17 protein-coding genes are annotated in these 23,746 nt (G+C 67.4%); 9 read left to right on the top strand and 8 right to left on the bottom strand.

What is annotated here, in order from left to right; all coding sequences use genetic code 11:
- The first annotated feature begins 14 nt into the window (after positions 1-14).
- Positions 15-182, top strand: coding sequence for a hypothetical protein (locus tag NEF64_RS03535; protein WP_156360373.1), 168 nt, complete (start codon positions 15-17; stop codon positions 180-182).
- A 17-nt stretch (positions 183-199) separates the two neighbouring features.
- Here NEF64_RS03535 and NEF64_RS03540 read toward each other — a convergent pair whose 3' ends face one another.
- From NEF64_RS03540 to NEF64_RS03560, 5 genes are all read right to left on the bottom strand, one after another.
- Entirely contained in the window at positions 200-1,369 is a 1,170-nt protein-coding gene (locus NEF64_RS03540) for an AMP-binding protein (protein ID WP_056407132.1), read from the bottom strand.
- Complete coding sequence (locus NEF64_RS03545; RefSeq protein WP_056407134.1) at positions 1,366-2,655, bottom strand: sensor domain-containing diguanylate cyclase; 1,290 nt, start codon at positions 2,653-2,655, stop codon at positions 1,366-1,368. The genes NEF64_RS03540 and NEF64_RS03545 overlap by 4 nt, the downstream gene beginning before the upstream one ends.
- A gap of 9 nt (positions 2,656-2,664) precedes the next feature.
- Positions 2,665-3,033 carry a phosphonate transporter gene (locus tag NEF64_RS03550; RefSeq protein ID WP_031394610.1) on the bottom strand — a complete coding sequence of 123 codons (369 nt, stop codon included), beginning with the start codon at positions 3,031-3,033 and terminating at the stop codon, positions 2,665-2,667.
- Positions 3,034-3,101: 68 nt separating this feature from the next.
- Positions 3,102-3,704, bottom strand: a complete 603-nt coding sequence (locus tag NEF64_RS03555; RefSeq protein ID WP_056407136.1) for a response regulator transcription factor — start codon at positions 3,702-3,704, stop codon at positions 3,102-3,104.
- Complete coding sequence (locus NEF64_RS03560) at positions 3,694-5,148, bottom strand: sensor histidine kinase (RefSeq protein ID WP_156360374.1); 1,455 nt, start codon at positions 5,146-5,148, stop codon at positions 3,694-3,696. The genes NEF64_RS03555 and NEF64_RS03560 overlap by 11 nt, the downstream gene beginning before the upstream one ends.
- A gap of 311 nt (positions 5,149-5,459) precedes the next feature.
- Here NEF64_RS03560 and NEF64_RS03565 point away from each other — a divergent pair, with 311 nt between their 5' ends.
- The 7 genes from NEF64_RS03565 to NEF64_RS03595 all read left to right on the top strand — a co-directional run bounded on the left by NEF64_RS03565 (position 5,460) and on the right by NEF64_RS03595 (position 19,842).
- Positions 5,460-6,086: a LuxR C-terminal-related transcriptional regulator gene (locus tag NEF64_RS03565; protein ID WP_192069587.1), complete on the top strand. Its 627-nt coding sequence runs from the start codon at positions 5,460-5,462 to the stop codon at positions 6,084-6,086.
- 157 nt (positions 6,087-6,243) lie between these two features.
- Positions 6,244-7,440, top strand: coding sequence for a cupredoxin domain-containing protein (locus NEF64_RS03570; RefSeq protein WP_056407143.1), 1,197 nt, complete (start codon positions 6,244-6,246; stop codon positions 7,438-7,440).
- Between the two features lie 20 nt (positions 7,441-7,460).
- The gene (locus tag NEF64_RS03575) at positions 7,461-8,528 is read left to right on the top strand and encodes a multicopper oxidase domain-containing protein (protein ID WP_252574616.1); all 1,068 of its coding nucleotides are present in this window, start codon (positions 7,461-7,463) and stop codon (positions 8,526-8,528) included.
- Positions 8,525-9,175: an SCO family protein gene (locus NEF64_RS03580; RefSeq protein WP_082446920.1), complete on the top strand. Its 651-nt coding sequence runs from the start codon at positions 8,525-8,527 to the stop codon at positions 9,173-9,175. The genes NEF64_RS03575 and NEF64_RS03580 overlap by 4 nt, the downstream gene beginning before the upstream one ends.
- A gap of 369 nt (positions 9,176-9,544) precedes the next feature.
- Complete coding sequence (locus tag NEF64_RS03585) at positions 9,545-16,768, top strand: peroxidase family protein (protein WP_252574618.1); 7,224 nt, start codon at positions 9,545-9,547, stop codon at positions 16,766-16,768.
- A 3-nt stretch (positions 16,769-16,771) separates the two neighbouring features.
- Positions 16,772-18,532 (top strand): type I secretion system permease/ATPase, encoded by a 1,761-nt coding sequence (locus tag NEF64_RS03590; protein WP_056407150.1) that lies wholly within the window; start codon positions 16,772-16,774, stop codon positions 18,530-18,532.
- The gene (locus tag NEF64_RS03595; protein ID WP_252574620.1) at positions 18,529-19,842 is read left to right on the top strand and encodes an HlyD family type I secretion periplasmic adaptor subunit; all 1,314 of its coding nucleotides are present in this window, start codon (positions 18,529-18,531) and stop codon (positions 19,840-19,842) included. The genes NEF64_RS03590 and NEF64_RS03595 overlap by 4 nt, the downstream gene beginning before the upstream one ends.
- 12 nt (positions 19,843-19,854) lie before the next feature.
- On the opposite strand, the gene NEF64_RS03600 is transcribed toward NEF64_RS03595, so the two are convergent.
- The 3 genes from NEF64_RS03600 to NEF64_RS03610 all read right to left on the bottom strand — a co-directional run bounded on the left by NEF64_RS03600 (position 19,855) and on the right by NEF64_RS03610 (position 22,518).
- The gene (locus NEF64_RS03600) at positions 19,855-20,736 is read right to left on the bottom strand and encodes a polysaccharide deacetylase family protein (protein ID WP_056407154.1); all 882 of its coding nucleotides are present in this window, start codon (positions 20,734-20,736) and stop codon (positions 19,855-19,857) included.
- A 102-nt stretch (positions 20,737-20,838) separates the two neighbouring features.
- On the bottom strand, positions 20,839-21,783 hold the full coding sequence (locus NEF64_RS03605; protein ID WP_031394411.1) for a GGDEF domain-containing protein: 945 nt from the start codon (positions 21,781-21,783) through the stop codon (positions 20,839-20,841).
- 288 nt (positions 21,784-22,071) lie between these two features.
- Positions 22,072-22,518, bottom strand: coding sequence for a hypothetical protein (locus NEF64_RS03610; RefSeq protein ID WP_235516410.1), 447 nt, complete (start codon positions 22,516-22,518; stop codon positions 22,072-22,074).
- Here NEF64_RS03610 and NEF64_RS03615 point away from each other — a divergent pair, their 5' ends adjacent.
- Positions 22,519-23,724, top strand: coding sequence for a sugar transferase (locus NEF64_RS03615; protein ID WP_235516411.1), 1,206 nt, complete (start codon positions 22,519-22,521; stop codon positions 23,722-23,724). It abuts the gene before it with no gap.
- Positions 23,725-23,746 lie beyond the last annotated feature (22 nt).

A 23,746-nucleotide genomic window follows, 5' to 3' on the forward strand; every position in this document is an offset into this window, starting at 1 on the left:
TGAACGGCAGGCCCATGCCAGACCAAGACCCGACCCCCGACTATGAGCGGCTGACGATCGACGCGCTGGCCGCGGCCGCGGCTGCGGAGACCGACGAACAGCGTCACCTGCTCCTCGATCAGGCCGCGATCTACGCCGCGCTCGGCGAGAAGACCCGCGGCTATGCGCTGACTGGGCGCTAGACGCCGGCGGGGCGGCATCAGCCCCAGTCTTCGAGCTTTCCCATGGCCGTGCGCGGCACCGCCGTGCCGAAGCGATAGGCCTTCGGACGCTCGGGATCGGTGAGCCGGTTCGCCGCCAACTGCTCGATCCGCGCGGACAGCCGGGCGGGGTCCTGACCGGGGTGCGGCACGACGAACGCCTTCAACCGGCCATTGCCGTGCAGCCGCACCGCGACGTCCGCGACACCCTCCACCGTCCGCAGCACGCCGGCGACGCGCCCTGGCCAGACATTGTGCCCGGCGACCTGGACCGCCCCGTCGCGCCGGCCGACCGGGCGAATGACGCGCTCGCCGAGACGCGCGACATGGTCGGGTAGGTCGTGGTGCCGGCCGTCGCAGTCGACGAGCCGCCAGTCATCCGGGTCGGCGGCGGTGAGCTGCCAGCGGGGCAGCAGATCATAATCGAGCGCGGGCAGCGTGCGCATCGCGATACCGCCGGTTTCGGAGGCGCCGTAGATATCGGCCAACCCGGCAAGCCCCGCCGCGAGCAGCACGGCGGCGACGGCGTCGTCGAGCGGCCCGGCGGAACTGACGCCGACGACATCCCCCGGCCAGTGGTGCGTCATCCGCGACAGCGCGCGCCACTGATCGGGCACCGCGACGACGAGGTCGCCCGCCTCGAGCGACAGCGATGCGCCGACCGTCCGCACGACGACGGGAACGCCCAGCGCGTCGGGCAGCAGCGCGGTCCAGATCAGCCCGTAGAGATGATCGGCGGGGACCAGTGCGACGACCCGCCGCCGGTCGGCGAACCGTGTCGCGAAGAAGGCTGCTTCTTCAAGCAGTTCGGGGACGGCGTGGACGCACTGGCGCGGGCTGCCGGTCGAACCGGACGTCCGCACCGCGATCCGGCCGGGGCCGGTAGCGTGCGCGCGCAGGATCCAGTCGGTCCAGGCGCCGACCGTCTGCGGCGGACCCTCGCCGAGCGTGTCGTCGTCGAGCTCGAACGCCTCCGCCAGCGCGCCCAGCGCGCCGAGCTGCTCCATCGAATCGAGCCCGAGGCCCTCGTCGCCGATCGGCGTGGCTTCGGGCCAGTCGCCGCGTGTCGCGGCCGGCGGCGCGGGATCGCGCAGCCGCGCCATCTCGGTCGCGACGACCGCGCAGGCGATGCGGTGCACCGCGGCACGCGACAGTCCGGGCCGGGTCACGCGGTCGCGGTCTCGCGCGAGCGGACCCGGTTCCGCCCGGCATGCTTGGCGGCGTAGAGGCGATCATCCGCCAGCGCGAGCAGCGCATCGATCGAACCGTCGGTTTCGTTCAGCGCGGCGCAGCCCAGGCTGGCGGTGACGTGCAAGCCACCGCGCGGCGTGTCGACCGCGATGCCGGCGATCGCCGCGCGCATCGCCTCGGCGAGCGCCGCCGCCTGATCCTCGTCATAGCGCGGCAGCAGGACGCCGAACTCCTCGCCCCCGAGCCGCGCGAATATCCCGCAGGGCGGGAGCAGCGCGGTGCACACATCGGTAACGCGGCGGAGCAGCGTGTCGCCGACCGGATGGCCATGTGTGTCGTTGACCGCCTTGAAATGATCGAGGTCGAGAACGATCAGCGACAGCGATTGCCGCAGCTCGCGCCAGTGCCGCTGTTCGCGTTTCAGCACCTCGCCGAAATGCCGCCGGTTGGCGGCGCCCGTCAGGTGATCATGGTTCAACAGCCGGCGCATGTCCGCCGCCGCCTCGCCACGCCGCGGCACGTCGCGCAGGATGACCGAGAAGCCGGAGGCGCGGGGCTCACCCCGTTCGGACCGCGCGACGACGAGCCGCTGGCACCAGTAGCGCTCGCCATCCGCGCGCTGCTGCCATCCTTCCTGGAGATGCCAGCCCTCGCGCGCGGCGATCAGCAGTTGCTCGTCCAGGCGAAGATCGCCGCCGCTCGCCTCGCTCCCGCCGATCTCGGCGAGGTGGCGTCCGATGACATCGGCGGCGTCGTGTCCGGTCTGGCGGGCGAAGCAGGCGTCGGCGGACTGGATCTCGCCGCTGGGCGTGATCGTCAGCGCGGCATAATGGCTGACGCTGTCGAGCAGGGTGGCAAACCAGGTATCCGCCTGACGCAGCCGCGCCTCCTGGGCGACCTGCTCGCTGATATCGGACAGCGTCGCCATCAGTCGATCGGGGCCGAGCTTGACCAGGGTGCACGCCAGCACCTTGGGTGTGGTGGTGCGCCGTCGCGCGGCGAGATCGACGAAGATCCGGTGGCCGTCGCAGATCCGTCCCGTCGCCGGCGCATAGGCCGCGACGATGCTGCGCAATTCGGGCGCATGATGTTCAAGCGCGGCGAAGAGATTGCCGGGATCGCGCGGCCCGGCGAGCGGCAGGAGATGCTGCATCGCGTGCGGGTTCATCATCGCGATCGCGCCGCTGCTGTCGCACTCGATCAGGCCGACGGGGCAGGCGTACAGAAACTCGAGAAGCTCTTCCTCGGTCGACCTATCGCTCATCGAAGCGGCTTAGCGTTCGATGAGGATATAGCGGCGCGCAATGCCGGGTGCCGCGAGCAGACGCAGCCGGACCCTGGTCGGGCGCATCCGCAGCGTCAGGACATAGGGGACGATGTCGTCGATCTCGGGCTCGTCCTCGAACCGCTGCGCGACCATGAAATTGTTCATGCACTGCGCCACCGCATCGAAGAACGGCACGCCCATGACCGTTGCGGGATCCAGGCCCGACATCCGCGCCTCGGTCGCGTTATAGACCTGGACGAGCGTGTCGGCTTCGAACCCGACCACCCCGAACGGCAGGGTGTCGCGGTCCTCGACGCGCATCGTGTCGAGCTCGGGCAGCGCGACATTATCAAAACTGTATTGTTCCAGTACCATAGCCACGGTCTCCCTGCGACTGCGCTATGGGGCGGCGGGGTTAAGCATAGCCTAAGATCGGCTGTTTCTTACAACGGCACGCACGTGACGCGCGCCTCGACCGCGAACCGGACGAGCTGCGCCAGGCTGGTCGCGCCCGTCTTGCGCATGAGATGCTCGCGGTAGGTTTCGACCGTGCGCGGGCTGATATCCAACCGCGTCGCGATCTGTTTCGCGGTTAGCCCCTCGACGATCTGGCGCAGGACCTGGCGTTCGCGGTGCGAGAGCGAGGCGAGGCGCTGCTCGAGCAGGGTCGATTGCAGGATCCGGTCGCGGACCGCCGCCACCGCGCCGAGCAGCCGCTGCGCTTCGAACGGCTTTTCGAGCAGGTCGGCGGCGCCCGATTTCATCGCCGCTACCGCCATCGGGATATCCGCATGACCGGTGACGAGGATCACCGGGTCCGACCGGTCGAGCGAAGGGAGGGTCTGCAGCAGCTCAAGCCCGCTGAGGCCGCCCAGCGCGACGTCGCTGAGGATGATCCCGGGCGGAAGCCGCGGGAGGTCGCTAATGAACGCCTCGACGCTGGGGAAGGACCGGGTCTCGAAATCCTCCAGCGCGAGGAGCATTTCGAGCGAGCGGCACATCTGGGGCTCGTCATCGATGATGTAGATCGGCCGGTCACGCGGCATGGGCGACCATTTCTCCACTGGACCCGATACCAGGACGCTGTGGCAGCGAGATGCGGAAGGTCGCGCCGCCGCCGCTGTTCGTCACGGCGGTGATCGTCCCCTCATGCGCGTCGACGATCGCGCGGCAGATGGCGAGCCCGACGCCGAGGCCATGGGGCTTGCTGGTCCGGAACGGGGCGAAGATCGCCTGTTCCTGGCCGGGTGCGATGCCGGGGCCGGTGTCCGAGACGGTGATCGTGCACTGCCCGTCCGGCCCCGAGACGGCGCGCAGATCGATCACGCGGACCGCCGTGTCGGACACCGCATCGGCCGCATTGGCGATAAGGTTGAGCAGGACCTGCTGGATCTGGATCGCATCGATCCACAATTCGCCGAGATCGGGCGCGATACTGACCTTCAGCTCCGCTCCGGCCTGACGGACCGCGAGCATGCCGAGCATCGCCCCCTCCGCGATGATGTCGCGCGCATCGACCCATTGCGCCTGTAACGGGCCGCGCTCGACGAACCGACGCAGCCTTTTGAGCACGGCGGCCGCCCGGAAGATCTCCTGGACCGCGCCGTCGAGCGCTGCGCCGACCTCGCCTACGTCGCGGCCGCGCGCCAGCGCCGCCTGCGCAACGGTGGCGAAGTTCGCGGCGGTCGCCAGCGGCTGGTTCAGTTCATGCGCGATCGCCGAGCCGAGCTGGCCGAGCGCGGTGGCGCGTGCGAGCTGGTGGAGCTCCGCCTGCAACAGCGCGAGCCGTTCGGCGGCGGCGACCTGTTCGGTCTCGTCACGGAGATGGAGCGTGCGCAGCCCGGTCGCGGCGAACGGCAGCGGGCCGCTCGACAGCGACAGCGCGAGACGCGTGCCATCGGCGCGGCACAGCTCGTGCGCGGTCGCGGTGTCGCCGGACAGGTCGGGCAGGCCGGGAAGCAGGTCCGCGAGCCGCAGGCGTCCGGTATCGGGGTCGGTGATCCCGAGGATGCCGCGCGCGCTCCGGTTGATCGCGAGCACGTCGCCCGCCGCGTCGACGATGAGCATCGCCGCGGGCGTGGTGTTGAAGATCGAGTGGAGACAGAGTTCGCGCTGGTGCGACCGGCCCTGCGCGAGGCCGGCGCGCTGGCGCAGAAGGGTCATGCGACCGCCGAACAGCGCGAGGATGATCGCAAAACCGGTCACGACCAGCGTGTTCAGCGGCGTCACGAGCGGATGGTGCGCGCTGAACACCAGTGCGGTGGGAATCGTCGTCGCGGCGCCCACGCATGCGGTCAGCGCACCCCCCAGGACGGCGCCGATCGCGATCGCCGCCAGCGCGAAGGTGAAGGGCAGGTCGATCCCGAACAGGTGCCGACCGACCGCCGTGGCGACCAGCGCGGCGCTGCCGAAACCCACGCCCTGCAGCAGGTTCCAGCGCCAGTCGGACGCGGTCTCCTGCTGGTCGACGATGGCCCATAGCCGCTGCACGATCGCTCCAAATTCGAATCCGCCGGAAAGAACCAAAATGCTACGCTTTCCGCATAGGGGTTTCCAGATACCGGCCGGGGTCTTCGTGCAGTGCAACCGTCTCAAATTGAAGCAAAGCCGGTGTGGTGGGCATGGTGTGCCAAGCCTGAACAGACTGTCTGGGGTCCGTATCCGTACGGACTTGCCTAAGACCCGGCGTGGTCGCAGCCTCGGCCAATGGTCTAGGCAGCTTTGGTAAGATTATCGCGTAATATTACAAAAACATCCAATGGAGGGGCGTCATGAATGAGCAGTTCATTCGCAATGATGAATTGGATAGATCCAACGCTATTGTCGCAAGCAATGCCGAAATATTCCGCTACGCCATATCGAGCATTCTAAGCCAGCAGCATCTAGCCGATACGGTTCTGACGACATCGAACTGGAGCAGCGTCCAGGCGCATCTCCTGAGGGCGCACTGCACCAAGCTCGCCGTCATCAATACCGATGTTCTGAACGGCCAGGGTCACGGGATGATGCGCCGGCTGCGCCTGTCCTACCCGCACCTTCGGATCATCGTCGTCGGGCAGACGCGCGAGCGGATGAAGATCCTGTCGCTGATCAGCGCGGGCGCGCACGCCTATATCCTCGAGTCCATGCCGATGGACGAGATTGCCAAGGCGGTGCGGATGGTCGCCGCGGGCCATATCTACTTGCCCGACATGGTCGGCGACCTGTCGGCGCCCGAACCGGACTCGGTGCGGGCCGAGGGCGCGCTCACCCGGCGGCAGCAACAGGTGCTGCAACTGCTCGTCGGGGGCGCGTCGAACAAGGAGATCGCGCATGCGCTCAACCTCGCCGAGGGGACGATCAAGGTGCATCTGTCGGGGCTGTTCAAGGCGCTCGGGGTGCACAACCGAACCGGTGCGGTGGCGTCGGTGCATGCGCAGGCCTATTGACCCGGCCTGCAACCATGTCGCGCGGCGACCCGCCCGGGCCCTGCATCGTCCATGGTCTTAGACCGAGCGGCCTACTTGATCCTGCAGCAGCGTCTGGCACCTAAATACCGGGAAATCGGGCAGATATTGCGCTGCGTGAACGTCATGGGGATAGTCGATGGAGCGCCGGGACTTTCTGAAGATTGGGGCCGGCGCAACGACGGTGGCGCTGGCGGCGACGGCGCAGCAGATGATCACGCCAACCGACACGCCGCTCAGCAGCCCGGCGCCGACGCCGATGTCGCTATCGGGGTCGTCCGATCTTGCGCAGTCGCTCCGGCTGGTCATCGAGCCGGTCGAGAAGGAGATGATCGACGGCAAGATCGTCTACATGGTGTTCTATTTCCACGAAAGCGGCCAGCCGCAGCCGGTGTTGCGGTACCGCGAGGGCGAACCCGTCTCGATCAGCATCACGAACAACGACCTCGTCCCGCACGGTTTTGCGATCACCGGCATCCCGCAGGCGACCGTGCCCGAAATTCCCCCCGGCCAGACGCGGCAGGTGCCGGATTTCGTCGCGCCGGTCGGCGGCTCCTATCTCTATCACGATCCGTATGAGCCGCCGCTCAACCGCATCCTCGGGCTGCACGGCGCCTTCATCGTCGACCCTGCGCTGGGCACGACGGTCGCGGGCTCGGCCACGCCGTTCAGTCGCGCGATGCACACGCCGCAGATTGCCGCGGTGTTCGATGCGTTCGGGCGGCATCCGCGCTTTCCCGGCGAGCGGTGGAAGGCGGGGGATCCGGCCCGCGACAAGCTGTGGCTGTTTTCGCAGACCGATTCGGCGATCAACGCGCGCGTGGCGGCGGGGTATCGGATATCGGGCCAGGCGCTGATCGATGCGTTCCTGCCCGATTATTTCCACATCAACGGCCTGAGCGGGTTCGATACCGCGGTCCACGACACCACGGCCAGCGTCGACCGGGCGGCCGCGCAGGCGATCGAGCCGGTCGGGAAGCAGGGCCAGCCGACGCTGTTGCGGGTGATGAATGCCGGGCTGTGCACGCATTCGGCGCACATCCACGGCAATCACCTGTTCGAATGCACCGAGGCGGACGCGAGCGGCGTCCCCTATTGCGAGACCAACGTCTACGAACGCGACGTGTGGGTCATGCGGCCGATGGACCGCAAGGACATGATCCTGCCGTTCGAGCGGCCGCCCGACGTGCCGGTCTGGCCGCCGAGGGAGGAGCCGTTCCCGCTGAAATACGTCATGCACTGCCACACCGAGATGTCGCAGACCGCGGGCGGGGGCAATTATCCGCAGGGACTGGTCACGCACTGGACGATGACCAGCCCGATCTACGCCTTCTGATCCGGTCGAGACGATGGGGAATGACCATGGGCGATGAGAGTATCAGTCCGTCGGGGATCGACTGGACCAAGACCGCGGCACAGGGCGTCACCAATTTCCAGACGTTCGGGTGCAACGTCTTCAAGGCGAGCCTGCCGACGCCCGACCGGCTGACGCCCGACATCAGCTTCGTCCGGCAGGTGACGACCAGCGGCACCCTGGTCGCGCCCGACGGGGTGCGGCTGCGCTACTGGGCGTTCGAGGATCCGGCGAGCGGCATCAAATCACCCTATCCCTCGCCGCTGATGCGCGTGCGGCAGGGGCAGATCGTGCATGTCACGCTGCTCACCGCCAAGCATGCGCACACGATCCACCATCACGGCATCGAGCCGACGACGATGCATGACGGCGTCGGCCATGTGTCGTTCGAGGTGGCGAACCAGTTCACCTATCAGTGGAAAGCGTCGAGCCCGGGCACCTTCTTCTATCACTGCCACCGCAACACGCCGCTGCATTTCGAGATGGGGATGTTCGGCGGGCTGATCGTCGATCCGCCGGAGGGGCCCGGCTATCTCTATTCGTCGCCGATGGCGAATGCGCCGCACCAGCGCTATCAGGTCGAGCGGCTCTGGGTGTGCGACGACATGGATGCGCGCTGGCACAATGTGCTGAGCAACAACCATGATGCGGGCATGTGCGGCGAAAATGTCGGGCTGAACCGGTTCGAGCCCAAATATTTCCTGATCAACGGTGTGTTCCCGACCAAGACGATGACCGATCAGAAGGTCGCGGCGAAGGCGCGGGTCGGCGACACGATCCTGATCCGGCTGCTCAACGCGAGCTACTCGATCCTTCGGGTGACGTTCCAGGTGCCGGTGACCTGCGTGTCGTGCGACGGGCACCGGCTGGGCAAGGAAAACTGGAATGCGCCGATCGTCTTTCCTGCGGGCACCCCGATCGAGCTGACCAGCGCCGCTCGTCTCGATTTCCTGATCACCGCGACTCAGCGCGGGCCGATCGGCGCAACGATCGAATATCTCCACTGGATCACCCGCCGCGTCCAGGACAATGGCCGCGGCGTGGCCAAGACGCAGATTGTCGTATCATGACCACACCCCCGACCCGATCCGCCCCCCCGTCCGCACGTCCCGGCCATGCGACGCATGCGGCAATGCCCACGCAGCTGGGCGGGGCGTTCAACTTTTCCGATGTCGCAGGCCGCCCGATCGGGCCTTCGGACTTTCGCGATCGCTGGACGCTGCTGTTCTTCGGGTACAGCCGCTGCCGCGCGAGCTGCCCGATGGCCATTCCGCGGATGGTGCAGACGGCCGAACGGCTGCGCCAGTCGGGGATCGCGGCGCGTGCGCTGTTCGTCGACATCGACGTACCGCCGCTCGGCGTCGTGCGATTCCGCCGGCCGGGCGCGGCGGCGGCGATGGCGCTGCAGGCGCCGCCGCATCATGGTCATGGCGAGCTCGACCGCATTGCCGCGATGCGCGCGCTGGCCAAGAAGTTCGACGGGCGGCTGGTGGTCGCGACCGGCACGCGCGCGCAGCTGAACGCCGCGACGCAGGCGTTCAACGTCGCGCGCGAGCACATCCCACCAAGGCCCGGCGAGATGGGGCACAGCATCAACCATTCCTCGCTCATCTATGTCCTCGCGCCCGACACCCATGTCGCGGGCTATGTGATGCACGACCAGTCCTCGGTCGCGCTCGAGGACATGATCCGTCATCTGGCACGCCGCCGGGGCTGACCCGGCGGCTCTTGTGTCCAGTATCGTCTCGACCGGCTGACTCGCTCGCCGGATCGGGACCCCGCCGCCGGAAAGAGCCCCCCCTCACTGGCGGCGGGGTAGCGCCGCGCATGGCCCCGCTCGACCTCGCACAGCCCGGGATCCGAAGCGTGTTCGGGTCCATCGCCAGGCGAAGCGGCCGCGAACCCGGCCGTTCGGCCTAGGACAGGGCCTAGGCTGCCAGGGGCCGGCGTAGGTCCTTCATGGGCCTTATCCCGCCGAACGAAGAATGGAAGGTTGGCGTCACGACGTGTGCCGGTCTTCGATCACGACCCGATCACGATCGCTCGAGACGTTTCGCGTTTCGTCATTCAGAGGGGAAATTGCATCATGTCTGGTGACTTTACCGTCGATCTGGGAGATCTGAACTTCATCCTGGCGCAGATCAGGATCAGCGAGCGCAATGCCGCTGGCGAGTCACTCGCGGATATCCTGGGCCCCCAGGCGCAATTGATCCCCTATGGTCTGCGGACCGTCGATGGCAGCTACAACAATTTGCTGCCGGGCAATGCCGTGCTGGGCGCGGCGGACCAGCTGCTGCCGCGGCTGACGACGCCGGTGTTCCGTAATCTGAACGACGGCGCGACGTTCGGCACCGGGCCCGGCGGACCGGTCCTGACCAACACCGATTACGGCACGCCGGGCAGCGTGGTCGATGCCGATCCGCGGCTGATCAGCAACCTGATCGCCGACATGACCAACACCAATCCCGCGGCGATCGCCGCCTGGTACGTCAACGCGCATGCGCAGGCGGCCTATGCTGATGCGCATGGCGGCGACGCGCCACCCGACGGCTATATCCCGACCAACGAGGAACTGGCGTCGATCCCGAACCTGTCGCCGGACATCGGCCTGTCGCCGTCGTTCAACGCCTGGATGACGTTCTTCGGCCAGTTCTTCGATCATGGGCTCGACCTGATCACCAAGGGCGGCAACGGCACGGTGCTGATCCCGCTGCAGCCCGACGATCCGCTCTATGTGCCTGGCGGCCCCAATTTCATGCCGCTGACCCGGTCGACGCAATATGACGCCAACGGCAACCCGGTCGTCGGCGGGACCGAGACGGTCAACACCACGACGCCGTTCATCGACCAGAACCAGACCTATACGTCGCATGCGTCGCACCAGGTGTTCCTGCGCGAGTATAAATTCTCGGTCGACTCGGATGGCGACGGCGTCAAGGATTCGCATGCGATCTCGACCGGGCGGCTGCTCGACGGCGCGATCGGCGGGATGGCGAACTGGGCCGAGACCAAGGCGCAGGCGCTCACGATGCTCGGCATCCGGCTCGACGATTACGACGTGCACAATGTGCCGCTGCTGCTGACCGACGCGTACGGCCGGTTCATCCCCGGCGCGAACGGCTATGCGCAGATCACGCTGAAGGACGGCACGCTGCTCGAGGGGACGGCCGAGGGCGTGGCGGTGCCGGCGAACGCGTACTTCACCGGCCACGCGTTCCTCAACGACATCGCGCATCATGCCGAACCGGTGCTGGTCGACCTCGATCACAATCCGGCGACGCCCGCGGTGCGGCAGACCGCCGATACGGACATGCTCGACTTTAATGGCGACGGCGTGTCCGACGAGGCCGACCTGGTCGCGGGCGAGGGGCGGATCGTCGATGTGGATGGCGACGACGTGATCACGCTCGACGACCTGCGCGACGTCAATCTGGACGGCGTGATCAACGCGCGCGACCTGACCGCCGACGACAACAACCCGCTGACCTATGACGACGAGATGCTCGACGCGCATTTCGTCACGGGCGACGGCCGCGGCAACGAGAATATCGGGCTGACCGCAGTCCACACCATCTTTCATTCCGAACATAACCGCGTGGTCGAGGCGGACAAGCTGACGATCATCGCATCGGGCGACCTCGCCATCGTCAACGAATGGCTGCGCCCCGCCGCCGACGGCACACGCAGCGCGATCACGCAGGCGGAGCTCGATGCGATCGAGGCGCTGACCGGGACGGCGAAGACGCAGGCGATCGATGCACTCGACTGGGATGGCGAGCGGCTGTTCCAGGCGGGGCGGTTCAGCACCGAAATGCAGTATCAGCATCTGGTGTTCGAGGAATTCGCGCGCCGGATCCAGCCCAATATCGATCCGTTCATCTTCAGCAACACCGCCGACATCGACCCCGCGATCACCGCCGAGTTCGCGCATGCCGTGTACCGGTTCGGCCATTCGATGCTGACCGACACGATCGAGATCACCGATCCGACGCTGTCGACGCAATCGCTGAGCCTGGTCGAGGCGTTCCTGAACCCGCAGGCGTTTGGCGAAGCCGGTCTGGATCCCGTCACCGGCGAGGAGGATGCGGCGATCGCCGCAGGCGCCATCATCCGCGGGATGACGCGCGTCGAGGGCAGCGAGATCGACGAGTTCGTGCCGGATTCCCTGCGCAATTTCCTCGTCGGGCTGCCGCTCGACCTCGCCGCGCTCAACATCGCGCGCGGCCGCGATGCGGGGGTCGCGGCGTTCAACGTGGTGCGTGCGCAGCTCTATGCCTCGACCAACGATTCGCAGCTCAAACCCTATACGAGCTGGCTCGACTTCGCGCAGAACATCAAGAACCCGCTGTCGATCGTCAATTTCGTGGCCGCCTATGGCACGCACCCGCTGATCACCGGCGAGACGACGCTGGAGGGCAAGCGCGCCGCCGCGACCCTGCTGGTGATGGGCGGCTCCGATATCGTCGTGCATGCGAATGCCGCGATGGGCGTCGAGGAGCATGTGCTCCAGGCCCCGGCCGATCGGCTCAACTTCCTGCAGAGCAAGGGCAACTGGGCGCCCAGCATCGTCGACGGGGTCAATAGCCACGAAACCGGGCTGAACCTGGTCGATCTGTGGATCGGCGGTCTGGCCGAGGAGAAGATGGAATTCGGCGGGATGCTGGGTTCGACGTTCAACTATGTGTTCGAGCACCAGCTCGAAAGCCTGCAGAACGGCGACCGCTTCTATTATCTCAGCCGCACCCAGGGCATGAACATGCTCAACGAGCTGGAGAAGAGCAGCTTCTCCGATCTTGTCATGCGCAATTCCAATCTGGGCGACGTGCATTCGACGCATGTCGACGGCCAGATCTTCAACACCGCGGACTATATCCTCGAACTCGATCCGCTGACGCCGCAGATCACCAACCTCGGCGAGGACGGCGAATATCTGGCCGGGGGCACGTTCGATCCTATCTGGACGAACGGATTCCAGCAGACGATCGATCCCAAGGTGGTGCGGATCGCGCCCGGCCTGGACGTCGACGGCGACGGCTATGGCGATGGCGGGATGCTCAAATACAGCGGCGGCGAGCATGTCGTGCTCGGCGGGACCGAGGGCAATGACCGGCTGTACGGCGACAAGGGCATCGATACGCTGTGGGGCGATGGCGGCGACGATTACCTGAATCCGGGCATGGAGTCCGACCAGGTCTATGGTGGTGACGGCGACGACATCATCGAGGATCCGTTCGGCGACGATTTCCTGCGCGGCGGCGAGGGCAACGACGTCGTGAGCGGCGGCTCCGGGCTCGACATCATGTTCGGCGGCGGCGGCAACGACTTCATGGTCGGCGGCACCGATGCGAAGGAGATGTTCGCGGGCCGCGGCAACGACTTCCTGCTCGGCGGCAGCGGCAGCGACAATCTGATGGGCAATGAAGGCGACGACTGGCTCGAGGGCGGCGACGGCTTCGACGGGCTGACGGGCGAGAATTCGAACCTGTTCTTCAACAGCCCGATCATCGGCAACGACATCATGAACGGTAACGGCAACGATACCGATTATGACGGCGAGACCGGCGACGACATCATGGTCCAGGGCGCCGGGATCCAGCGCAACAACGGCATGGCCGGATTCGACTGGGCGATCCACCAGGGCGATCAGACCGCCGCGAATTCGGACCTCGGGCTGAGTGCCGCGGTCAACCAGCAGGCGTTCACGCTGCGCGACCGCAACGACCTGGTCGAGGCGCTGTCGGGCTGGAAATATGCCGACACGCTGACCGGCCGGCAGATCCCGCTCGGGCTGGTCGGCACGGGCGCCAATTTCCCCGACCTGCTCGGCGACACGAACCCTCGCATCCTCGGCAACGACCTGTACGAGGACGGCGTCCGGCTGATCACCGGTCTGCGCGAGTTGCTGAGCTTCAAGACCTGGGATGAGAGCGACGTCAACGCGCTGGTGCTCGACGGCGACACGACCGACGACCTGCTGATCGGCGGCGGCGGTGCGGACGTCATCAAGGGGCGCGCGGGCAACGACATCATCGACGGCGACGCCTATATGCACGTCTTCATCAGCGTGCGCGAAAACAAGGACGGCTCGGGTGCCGAGCTGTTCCGCGCGGATTCGCTGACCGAGATTCAGGCGCGGCTGGCGAACGGCACGATCAATCCGGGGCAGCTCGTCGCGTCGCGCGAGATCGTCTACCGCGAGACCGTCAACGGCTATGCTACGGGTACGGCGACGATCGGGTCGGGGATGGACACCGCCGTCTATATCGGCAACCGCTCCAACTTCACGATCACGCTGCGGCCCGATGGGCGGGTCAGCGTCGTCGACAATGTCGGCGACGAGGGCAGCGACATGCTGCGCAACATCGAGCGGATCCAGTTCGCCGACAGCGTCGCCGAGATCAACCGCCAGCATGTCGGCACCTTCGGAATCGACAATGTGACGCCGCAGCTCGATCAGGTGCTGACCGTCACGGCGGGCAGTTTCATCGATTATGACGGCACGACGAGCTTTGCGCGGCAGTGGCAGCGTCAAGTCGAAGGGACGTGGGTCGATATCGCGGGGGCGACCGGCGACACGTACAAGGTCACGATCGACGATATCGGCCAGCCGCTGCGCGTCGCGACCAACTATACCGACAATCGCGGGTTCAGCACGCAGGGGACGAACCAGCCGGAACAGGTGGTCTATTCCGACGCGACGACGGCGGTGGCGATCCCGGATTACGCGATCGTCGGCGACGGCGAGGCCAATATGCTCACCGGCACGGCTGGCGACGACCTGATCTTCGCGCGCGGGGGCGATGACACGCTGCTCGGGATGAACGGGAACGACCGGCTGTTTGGCGAAGCGGGCAACGACAGTCTCGACGGCGGTGCCGGAGCCGACCGGATGGCGGGGGGGCTGGGCGACGACACCTATGTCGTCGATGACGGTGGCGACACGGTCGTCGAGGGGAGCCTCGGCGGCACCGATACGGTGACCAGCAGCATCAGCTACACGCTGGGCACCGACGTCGAAAATCTGGTGCTCGGCGGCGTCGCGGGGATCAGCGGTACCGGCAATGCGGGCAACAACGTGCTGACCGGCAACGGCGGCGCCAACACGCTGACGGGGCTCGCCGGTGCCGATTTCCTCGATGGCGGGGCGGGCGCCGATACGATGGCGGGCGGGCTGGGCGACGACACCTATGTCGTCGACAACAGCGGCGACGTCGTCAGCGAAAGCGGGGGCGACGGGACCGATACCGTCATCAGCAGCATCGGCTACACGCTCGCGACGGGGCTGGAAAACGTCACGCTGACCGGGATCGCGGCGCTGAACGCCACCGGAAACGCGGCCGCGAACATCGTCACCGGCAATGACGGGGACAACAGCCTGGCGGGGCTTGCGGGGGACGACCGGCTGACCGGCGGCGGCGGCAACGACCGGCTGGACGGCGGCACCGGCGCGGACACGATGGCGGGTGGGCTCGGCAACGACACCTATGCGGTCGATAATGTCGGCGACGTCGTCGACGAGACCGGCGGTGACGGGGTAGATCTGGTCAACAGCAGCGTGAGCTTCGCGCTGGCGGCCGGGGTGGACAATCTCACGCTGACCGGCACTGCGGCGATCAACGCGACGGGCAATGCCGATGCGAACGTCCTGACGGGCAATGCCGGGGTGAACCGGCTGACCGGGCTGGACGGCGCGGACACGTTGCGCGGACTGGCCGGCAACGACCAGCTGTTCGGGGGCGGCGGGGCGGATGACCTCGATGGCGGCACCGGCGCAGACACCATGTCTGGCGGTACGGGTGACGACACCTATACCGTCGACAATGCCGGCGACGTCGTTGACGAGACCGGCGGCGACGGCGTCGACCTGGTCAAGAGCAGCGTGACCTTCACACTGGCCGCGGGCGTCGAGAATCTGACGCTGACGGGGAGCGGCTCGACCAGCGGCACGGGCAACACCGCCGCCAACATCCTGACGGGCAACGGTGCGGCGAACACGCTGACGGGTCTGGACGGCGACGACACGCTGATCGGGTTGTCGGGCAACGACCGGCTGAACGGGGGGGCGGGCGCCGACATCCTGAACGGCGGTACCGGTTCGGACATCATGACGGGCGGTGACGGCGACGATCTCTACATCGTCGATGCGGTCGGCGATGTCGTCGACGAGACCGGCAGCGACGGTATCGACACCGTCACCAGCAGCATCACCTACACGCTCGGCGCCGGCGTCGAACGCCTCACCCTGACCGGGACGGGGGCGACCGCGGGGCGGGGCAACGCCGCCGACAATGTCATCACCGGCAATGACGGCGCCAACGCGCTGTCGGGCTTTGCCGGCAACGACCAGCTGTTCGGCGGTGCGGGCACGGATACGCTCGACGGCGGCACGGGCCAGGACGTGATGTCCGGCGGGCGCGGCAATGACAGCTATGTCGTCGACGATATCGGCGACGTCGTCGACGAGACCGGCGGCGACGGCCTCGATACGGTCACCAGCAGCGTGTCCTTCACGCTGGGGGCCGGGGTCGAGCGTCTGACGCTGAGCGGGGTGGCGGCGATCGATGCGACGGGCAGCGCGGACGCCAACATCCTGACGGGCAATGCCGGCGTCAACATCCTGTCGGGCATGGAGGGGGCCGATACGTTGCGCGGGATGGCCGGCAACGATCAGCTGTTCGGCGGTGGCGGCGCCGACACGCTCGACGGCGGCACCGGCGCGGACGTGATGGCGGGTGGCCTGGGCGACGATATCTACATCGTCGACACTCTGGGCGACAGCGTCGACGAGACCGACGGGGACGGCGTCGATCTGGTCACCAGCAGCATCACCTTCACGCTGGCCGACGGGCTTGAGAACCTGACGCTGACGGGCACGTCCGGGGTGCACGGCAACGGCAATGCCGGCGCGAACGCACTGACGGGCAATAGCGCGGGCAATATCCTGTCCGGGTTCGACGGCGACGACCTGTTGCAGGGGCTGGGGGGCAATGACCAGCTGCTGGGCGGTGCGGGGCAGGACCGGCTCGTCGGCGGCACGGGCAGCGACCGGCTGACCGGGGGCACGGGCGACGACGTGTTCGTGTTCGTGACCGGGCAGGGCAATGACACGGTGGTCGATTTCGACTTCGATGCGGCCGGGGGGCAGGACCTGCTCGATGTTTCGGGTTGCGGCATCACCGCCGCCAATTTCGGGGCACAGGTGCTGATCTCGCAGGTCGGCGTCAACACGGTGATCACGATCGGCACGCAGACGATCACGCTCACCGGGGTGAACGCGACGACGATCGACCACAGCGATTTCGGGTTCTGATCGATGATGCAGATGTTCGGGGACCGGCTGCCACTGCCGGTACGTGACGCGGTCAGGCAGTGTCGGTCGCATGTGGTGGCCGCTCTGCTGTTCAGCGCGCTGGTCAACATCCTGTACCTCGCGCCGACGCTGTACATGATGCAGGTCTATGACCGGGTGGTGCCGACCGGGGGTGTCGTCACCTTGGTGATCCTGACGCTGGTGCTGGGGGCGGCGATCGCCACGATCGGGGTGCTGGAGGCCCTGCGGTCGCGGCTGATGGTCAAGGTGTCGCTGCGGCTCGACCAGCGCGTGTCGCGGGCGATCCTGGCGCGGCTGATCGAGCGCGGTCACACCCGGCAGCGCGACCCGACGACCGCACAGGCGATGCGCGAGTTCGATACGCTGCGGCAGGTGATCACCGCGCCGACGCTGGTCGGGATCTTCGATGCGCCCTGGACGCCGATCTATGTCCTGGCAGCGGTGCTGATCCATCCGCTGCTGGGGCTGTTCATCATCGCCGCGGGCGCGTGCCTCGCGGTGCTGACATGGATGTCCGAGCGGGGGACGCGCGGGCTGATGACCGTCGCGCACACCGCCAATGCCCGGTCGGCGATCGTCCAGGAGGATATCGCCCAGCAGGCCGAGCTCGTCCGCGCGCTGGGCATGGGCCGGGCGATGGTCGACCGGCAGATCACCGAACGCAGCGACGGGCAGGCAGCGCTGGCCGCGGCGCAGATGGCGACCGCGCGCTATGCCGCGATCGCCAAGTTCATGCGGCTGTTCCTCCAGTCGCTGGCGCTGGGGCTCGCCGCGATCCTCGCGGTCCAGCGGCAGATCTCGGTCGGATCGATCATCGCCGCATCGGTGCTGCTCAGCCGTGCGTTGCAGCCGGTCGAGCTGCTGATCGGCGGTTGGTCGAACCTGCAGAGCGCGAACGAGGCGCTGAAATCGCTGAAGCAGTTGTTCGACACGGACGCGGCGGCGGCGCCCGCGACCGTCCTGCCGGCGCCGCTCGGCCGGATCACCGCGCGCAAGATCACCACGCGCAGCGGCGATGGCGCGGCGATGCTGCTCAAGGGCGTGAGCTTCGACCTGCAGGCGGGGCAGATGCTGGGCATCGTCGGCGCGTCGGGGGCGGGCAAGACGACGCTGATCCGCATCCTCGCCGGGGGTATCGCGCCCGAATCCGGACAGGTGCTGCTCGACGGCGCGGACTCGATCCTCTGGGATGCGCAGCGGCTCGCGCGGTACCGCGGTTATGTGCCGCAGGAGCCCGGCTTCCTGACGGGCACGGTGGCGCAGAACATCGCCCGGTTCGCCGATCCGAACGCGGTGGACCCGGTCTCGTTCGACCGGCGGGTGATCGACGCGGCCAAGGTCGCGGGGTGCCACGCGCTGATCCTGTCGCTGCCCGGTGGCTATGACTGTCCGATCGGGCGCGGCGGGCTGGCGCTGTCGGCGGGTCAGCGGCAGCGGATCGCACTGGCGCGAGCGATGTTCGACGACCCGCCGATCCTCCTGCTCGACGAACCCAATGCCGCGCTGGACGCGGAGGGCGAGGCGGCGCTGATGCGCGCGCTGGAGACCAGTCGCCAGCGCGGCGCGACGATCGTGATCGCGGCGCACCGCACCAGCGTGCTGGCCGCCGCGGATCGGCTGCTCGTCCTCAACGCCGGATCGGTCGACTGCGAAGGTCCGGCCGAGGAGGTTCTGGCCGAGCTGGCGCGCCGCGCCGGCGGGAGCCGCGGCAATGTCGTCGGACTGAAGGGGGCTGTGTCATGAGCATGATCGACGATTCGGCGCGGGTGGAGATCCGGCGCGGCCTGCGCGTCGCGGCGCTGTTCTTCATCGGGCTGCTGGGGGGCGCGTCGATGATGCCGCTCGACGCCGGCGTCTATGCCCGCGGCGCGGTGATCGTGTCGGGCAAGCGGCAGGCGGTGCAGAACCGCGACGGGGGCATCGTCACGGCATTGCGCGCCGTCGAAGGCCAGAAGGTCGCCCGCGGGCAGGTGCTGCTCGAGATCGCGTCGGCGGATCTGCACGCGCTCGAACGCGGGATGACCGCCGAGCTGATGATGCTGTTCGCGCAGCGCGAACGCCTGCTCGCCGAACGCGACCGGCGCGCGGTGATGGCCGAGCCGGTCGAATTCCGCGCGCTGCCGGCGGCGGACCGGGTGCTGGCGGAGGATGCGCTGCGCGGGCAGCGGTTGCTGCTGGCGGCGCGCCTGCGGACCGCGCAGACCGAGAAGGCGGTGTGGATGCGGCGCGCCCACGCCAATGCCGAACAGATTGGCGGGTTCGGGGAGCAGATCACGGCGAACCGCCGGCAACGCGCGCTGCTCGACGACGAGCTGACGGGGATGCGGGTCATCGCCGCCAAGGGCTTTGCCTCGATCAACCGGATCCGCGCGCTCGAGCGCACCCAGGCCGCGCTCGACGGCGAGCATGGCGCGCTTGGTGCGCAGATCCTCCAGACGCGCGATGCGATCGGCGAAGCCGAACTGTCGGCCGCGGGCGTCGATCGTCGCCAGATCGAGGAGGTGGAGGGCAGCCTGCGCGATCTGCTGGTCCGGATGAACGAGCTGCAACCCAAGTTGCTCGCGGCGCGCGAACAGCTCGCCCGCTCGATGGTGCGCGCGCCGGTGGCCGGCACGATCGTCGGCCCGACGATCTACACCATCGGCGGGGTGGTCTCGCCGGGGCAGACGCTGATGGAAATCGTGCCCGATCGCAGGGCGCTGGTGATCGAGGTGCAGGTCTCGCCCGACGATGCCGACGACATGCGCCCCGGCCAGACGACGCAGGTCCGCTTCACCGGCTTCCACGACCGCGCGATGCCCGCGCTCGACGCCCGGATCGACACGGTGTCGGCGGACAGCTTCACCGAGGAGCGGACCGGCAACCGCTTCTTCCGGGCGGAGGCGTCGCTCCTGCCGGAAAGCTATCGGACGCTCGTCGCGCTGAAGGGGCCCGGCGCGCTGACGCCGGGCATGCCCGCCGAGATCCTTGTCCCGCTCCGGAAACGGTCTGCGCTCGACTATCTGATCGGCCCGTTGAAGGAGAGCCTGTGGCGCGGCGGTCGTGAGGCCTGAGTGAGTGCGGGGTCAGGCGGCCAGCCCGTTCGCCTCGACATGCGCGGCGATGTCGCCGGCGGTGGTCCACCAGATGCGCGGATCGTTCGCCGCGCGGAGTTCGGTCAGCACGCGGGCGAGGGCGGGGACGCGGTGTGCCTGTCCCATGATATAGGGATGGAGCGCGATGCCGAGGACGAGCGGACGCCGGTCGCATTCGGACAGCAGCTGTTCGACGCCGTCGCGGATCATGGCCGCGAACGTCACCGCCTCCTGCTTGCGCGCGATGATCGCGGGCAGGTCGTTGATTTCCTGGGAATAGGGGATGGAGAGCAGTCCGCCATGAGGGGTGGCGAGCCGGGTCGGCTGGTCGTCATGCGCCCAGTCGAGGACATAGCGATAGCCATTTTCGGCGAGCAGGTCCGGCGTGATGTCGCTCTCCGATATCCACGGCCCCAGCCAGCCGGTGGGACGTACGCCGAGTGTCGCCAGCCGCTCGGTCACGTCGGCGATCATCTGGGTCTCGCGCGGGTGCGCAAGGGATCCTTGCGCGGTCGCGTTGGTGCCGCCATGCGCCGCGATCTCGTCGCCGCGGTCGCGGCATGCCTCGGCCAGTCCGGGGCAGCGATCGAGGACGTCGGCGTTGAGCAGCGCGGTGGTGCGCAGGCCCAGCCGATCGAACAGATCGAACAATCGCCACGCCCCGACCCGGTTGCCATAATCGCGCCAGGCATAGTTCATCACGTCCGGGTCGGTCTGCGCGGGGGCCAGTTCCGGACCCAGCCCGCCGCCGAAATCGAACACCTCGTAATTCACCCCGAAATAGATGGCGAGGCGGCGGCCGTCGGGCCAGTCATAGTCCGGGCGGTCGACGATCGGGCGATAGGCGTAGCGGCCATGGTGCGAGATGCTCATCGCGCTGGAACGCGTGGATCGCGGGATAGAAACGCCATAATGCAGATACTTATCGAATCCATGATCGCGGCCGGAGCAAGCGAACCGTCGAATCCGACCCGCTCAGCCGTCCACAGGGGCGAAACCCTCGACGGTGGCACGGTACAGATCGGCGCGGGCCTGGCTCAGGGCGGCGTCCTGGTCGTCGCCCTGGCCGACGACCAGTCCCGCGAGCGCGCGGACCGGGCCGATCCATGCGCCGCTGCCGCGCAGCTTGAGGCGGCGGGTTTCGAAGGCGGCGATGGCTTCGTCGGCGAGATCGCGGGCCGCCGTCAGGGCGACGTCGGTCACGACCACGACGAATTCATTGCCGGTCCAGCGAATGATCTCCTCGTCGGGAAACACCCGTCGCAGGTTCGCGACAAAGGCGCTCAGCACATTGTCGCCGACGGCGTGGCCGAAGCGCTGATTGACCCCGGCCAGATCGGCGACGCTGAAGATCATGAGGACATAGCTTCGCGCCTGTTCGGCGAGTTGTGCGAAGATCGGCCGCGCGCCCTCGGACGTCAGCGCGCCGGTGGCTGCGTCGCGCATCGGATCGTGCCGCGCCGTACCGAGCGAGCCGAGGTCGGACTGGAGCCGGGCGACGTCGCGGCGCAGCTCGGCCAGCTCGCGTTCGGCATCGGCCAGTCGCGTCACGAGCAGTGTCGCATCGGGCCAGTTCTCCGCCTCGCTCGCCATCGCGCTGACGTCGTGGCTAAGCGACCGCGTCAGCGTCTGCGCATCGGTGGTCAGCGCGCCGAGCTGGTTCGCGCGTGCGGTGACCGCGCTGTCGCGTTCGGCGGTCGTGTCGCGCTTGATCGCAAGATGGCGTTCGCTGAGCGTTTCGAGCGCGCGTGCGGTCAGCCTCAGGCCGCCATCCGTCTCGGCCGCCACGGCGCGCGCCAGGTCCGATCCGGGATCGGCGACCACGGCAAGCGCGAAGGTATAATTTTCAGCAACCGGTGCGAGACGATGTGCCTCGAGAAAGGCGAGCGCGTCGCGCGCCGCACGAAAAGCCTCTGGCATGCTTGTCTCGAACCTTTTTATGTACTGGATTGTACAACGCGGGATCGCGCGCGTCTGTTTCATTCCGACGCCCCCTAGCGCGAAAGAGCGCGCGATCAATCCTTGCGCGGCGATCGGTTCCGCGTTCGGGGGCGTGTCGCTGCGACGGGTGGCGGCTGATCGCGGGCGGCAGCGGCGCGGTTTTTCTTATGATGGGGGGCATGTTCCGGGATGGGACGGCCCGCCGGCGCCGGTTGTCCGCTATAGAGGGATATGTTGCGCCAAGGGGAGAGTCCGGTCGTACCGGTTTCAGTCCATTGCCGGAATAGCCGCACCGGGCTGCTGGACGCTGCTGCGCGCATGCTGGGGGTGCTGCGGCGACGGCAAGGTGGTGGCGGTGGCATAGCTGCGGCGGGCGGCATTGCGCACGCGGCGCGGTGCGTGCCGACCGGGTGGCGCTCCGATGGGGTGAGCCGCGCATCTCGGCTCTGGTTTCTTCAAACCGCCTATGGCAGAGCCTTGGCCCTGCTGAGCATAAGTCGAGATTGTGGCGGGCAGGGAGCTGGCACTGTGGAAAATACTAAAGTTACCGGCACGCGCGGTGCAGTGTTCGATCGTTTTGGCTCGACCTCGCATCGTCACCAACTGCGCATCGCGCTTTATATCCTGTTGGTGTTTGCTGATCTGCTCGCGGTGGTTGCTGCATTCGAGCTCGGTATATTTGCAAAATATGGCCGTTTTGCTGTTACGTCGCATATGAACGTCGTCATCGTCACGGCGCCGATATATGTGCTGACGGCGTTCAATAATGGCGCCTACTCGATCGACGTGCTGCGCAAGGCCCGGGCCGGCATCATGCGCTCGGCGACAGCGCTTTTACTAGCCTTTTCAAGCTTTTTGTTCATCTCCTACTATTTCCGGGCGGTGCAGGCGGAATCCCGTGGCGTCATCAGCATCGGAATGCTCGGCAGCTTCGTGCTTCTCGCAGTCTTTCGATTGGTCATCGATCGGTTTGTCCGCCTGACGATTGGCGGCAACGTGACCACCGATCTGGTGATCTTGGACGACGTCGAATTCGCGGTGCCTGCACATTGCAAAGTCGTCGAGACGCGGGCCGCGAACCTTCGCCCGAACATGCAGGATCCGATGATGCTCGATCGACTCGCGCGCCAATTGCGCGGTGTCGACCGCGTCGTGATCGCCTGCCGGCCCGACAAGGAGCGCGAATGGGCGATGCTGCTGAAGGGCGCGGGCATTCGCGGCGAGATTATTTCGAACGAAATCGACCAGGTCGGCGCGATCGGGCTCGACACTTTCGTCGGGCGGTCGACGCTGGTCGTGGCGGTCGGACCGCTGAGCACGCGTAACCGGATGATCAAGCGGACGTTCGACCTGGCCTTCGCGGTGCCCGCGCTGATCGTCGTGCTGCCGCTGCTGCTGATCACCGCCGCGGCGATCAAGATCGACAGCCGCGGACCGGTCTTCTTCCGGCAGGATCGCGTCGGCCGCGGCAACGCGCTGTTCAAGGTGTTCAAGTTCCGGTCGATGCGGGTCGAGCAGTCGGACGCCAGCGGCAGCGTTTCGGCGTCGCGCACCGACGACCGGATCACGCGCGTCGGTCGCGTGATCCGCGCGACCAGCGTCGACGAGCTGCCCCAGCTGCTGAACGTGCTGCTCGGATCGATGAGCATCGTCGGGCCGCGACCGCATGCACTTGGGTCGCTGGCGGGACAGCAGCTGTTCTGGGAGGTCGATGAACGCTATTGGCACCGTCACGCGCTCAAGCCGGGGATCACCGGTCTCGCGCAGGTGCGCGGATTCCGGGGTGCGACGCATCGCCGCGACGATCTGACGCAGCGCCTTCAGGCCGATCTGGAGTATATCCTGGGCTGGTCCGTATGGCGCGACTTTGGCATTCTCGTGTCTACGGTACGGGTCGTTGTGCACCGCAACGCGTTCTAGTGCACCGTAAAACACGTACAAA

The organism is Sphingomonas aerolata, assembly GCF_023935825.1.
In the GTDB taxonomy this organism is placed as follows: domain Bacteria; phylum Pseudomonadota; class Alphaproteobacteria; order Sphingomonadales; family Sphingomonadaceae; genus Sphingomonas; species Sphingomonas aerolata.

Coding starts and splice junctions, on each gene's coding strand:
- NEF64_RS03535 (WP_156360373.1), top strand. CDS start 15: ATGCCAGACCAAGACCCGACCCCCGACTATGAGCGGCTGACGATCGAC.
- NEF64_RS03545 (WP_056407134.1), bottom strand. CDS start 2,655: ATGAGCGATAGGTCGACCGAGGAAGAGCTTCTCGAGTTTCTGTACGCC.
- NEF64_RS03550 (WP_031394610.1), bottom strand. CDS start 3,033: ATGGTACTGGAACAATACAGTTTTGATAATGTCGCGCTGCCCGAGCTC.
- NEF64_RS03555 (WP_056407136.1), bottom strand. CDS start 3,704: ATGCCGCGTGACCGGCCGATCTACATCATCGATGACGAGCCCCAGATG.
- NEF64_RS03570 (WP_056407143.1), top strand. CDS start 6,244: ATGGAGCGCCGGGACTTTCTGAAGATTGGGGCCGGCGCAACGACGGTG.
- NEF64_RS03575 (WP_252574616.1), top strand. CDS start 7,461: ATGACCATGGGCGATGAGAGTATCAGTCCGTCGGGGATCGACTGGACC.
- NEF64_RS03580 (WP_082446920.1), top strand. CDS start 8,525: ATGACCACACCCCCGACCCGATCCGCCCCCCCGTCCGCACGTCCCGGC.
- NEF64_RS03585 (WP_252574618.1), top strand. CDS start 9,545: ATGTCTGGTGACTTTACCGTCGATCTGGGAGATCTGAACTTCATCCTG.
- NEF64_RS03590 (WP_056407150.1), top strand. CDS start 16,772: ATGATGCAGATGTTCGGGGACCGGCTGCCACTGCCGGTACGTGACGCG.
- NEF64_RS03595 (WP_252574620.1), top strand. CDS start 18,529: ATGAGCATGATCGACGATTCGGCGCGGGTGGAGATCCGGCGCGGCCTG.
- NEF64_RS03600 (WP_056407154.1), bottom strand. CDS start 20,736: ATGAGCATCTCGCACCATGGCCGCTACGCCTATCGCCCGATCGTCGAC.
- NEF64_RS03605 (WP_031394411.1), bottom strand. CDS start 21,783: ATGCCAGAGGCTTTTCGTGCGGCGCGCGACGCGCTCGCCTTTCTCGAG.
- NEF64_RS03610 (WP_235516410.1), bottom strand. CDS start 22,518: ATGCGACGTAACAGCAAAACGGCCATATTTTGCAAATATACCGAGCTC.
- NEF64_RS03615 (WP_235516411.1), top strand. CDS start 22,519: ATGAACGTCGTCATCGTCACGGCGCCGATATATGTGCTGACGGCGTTC.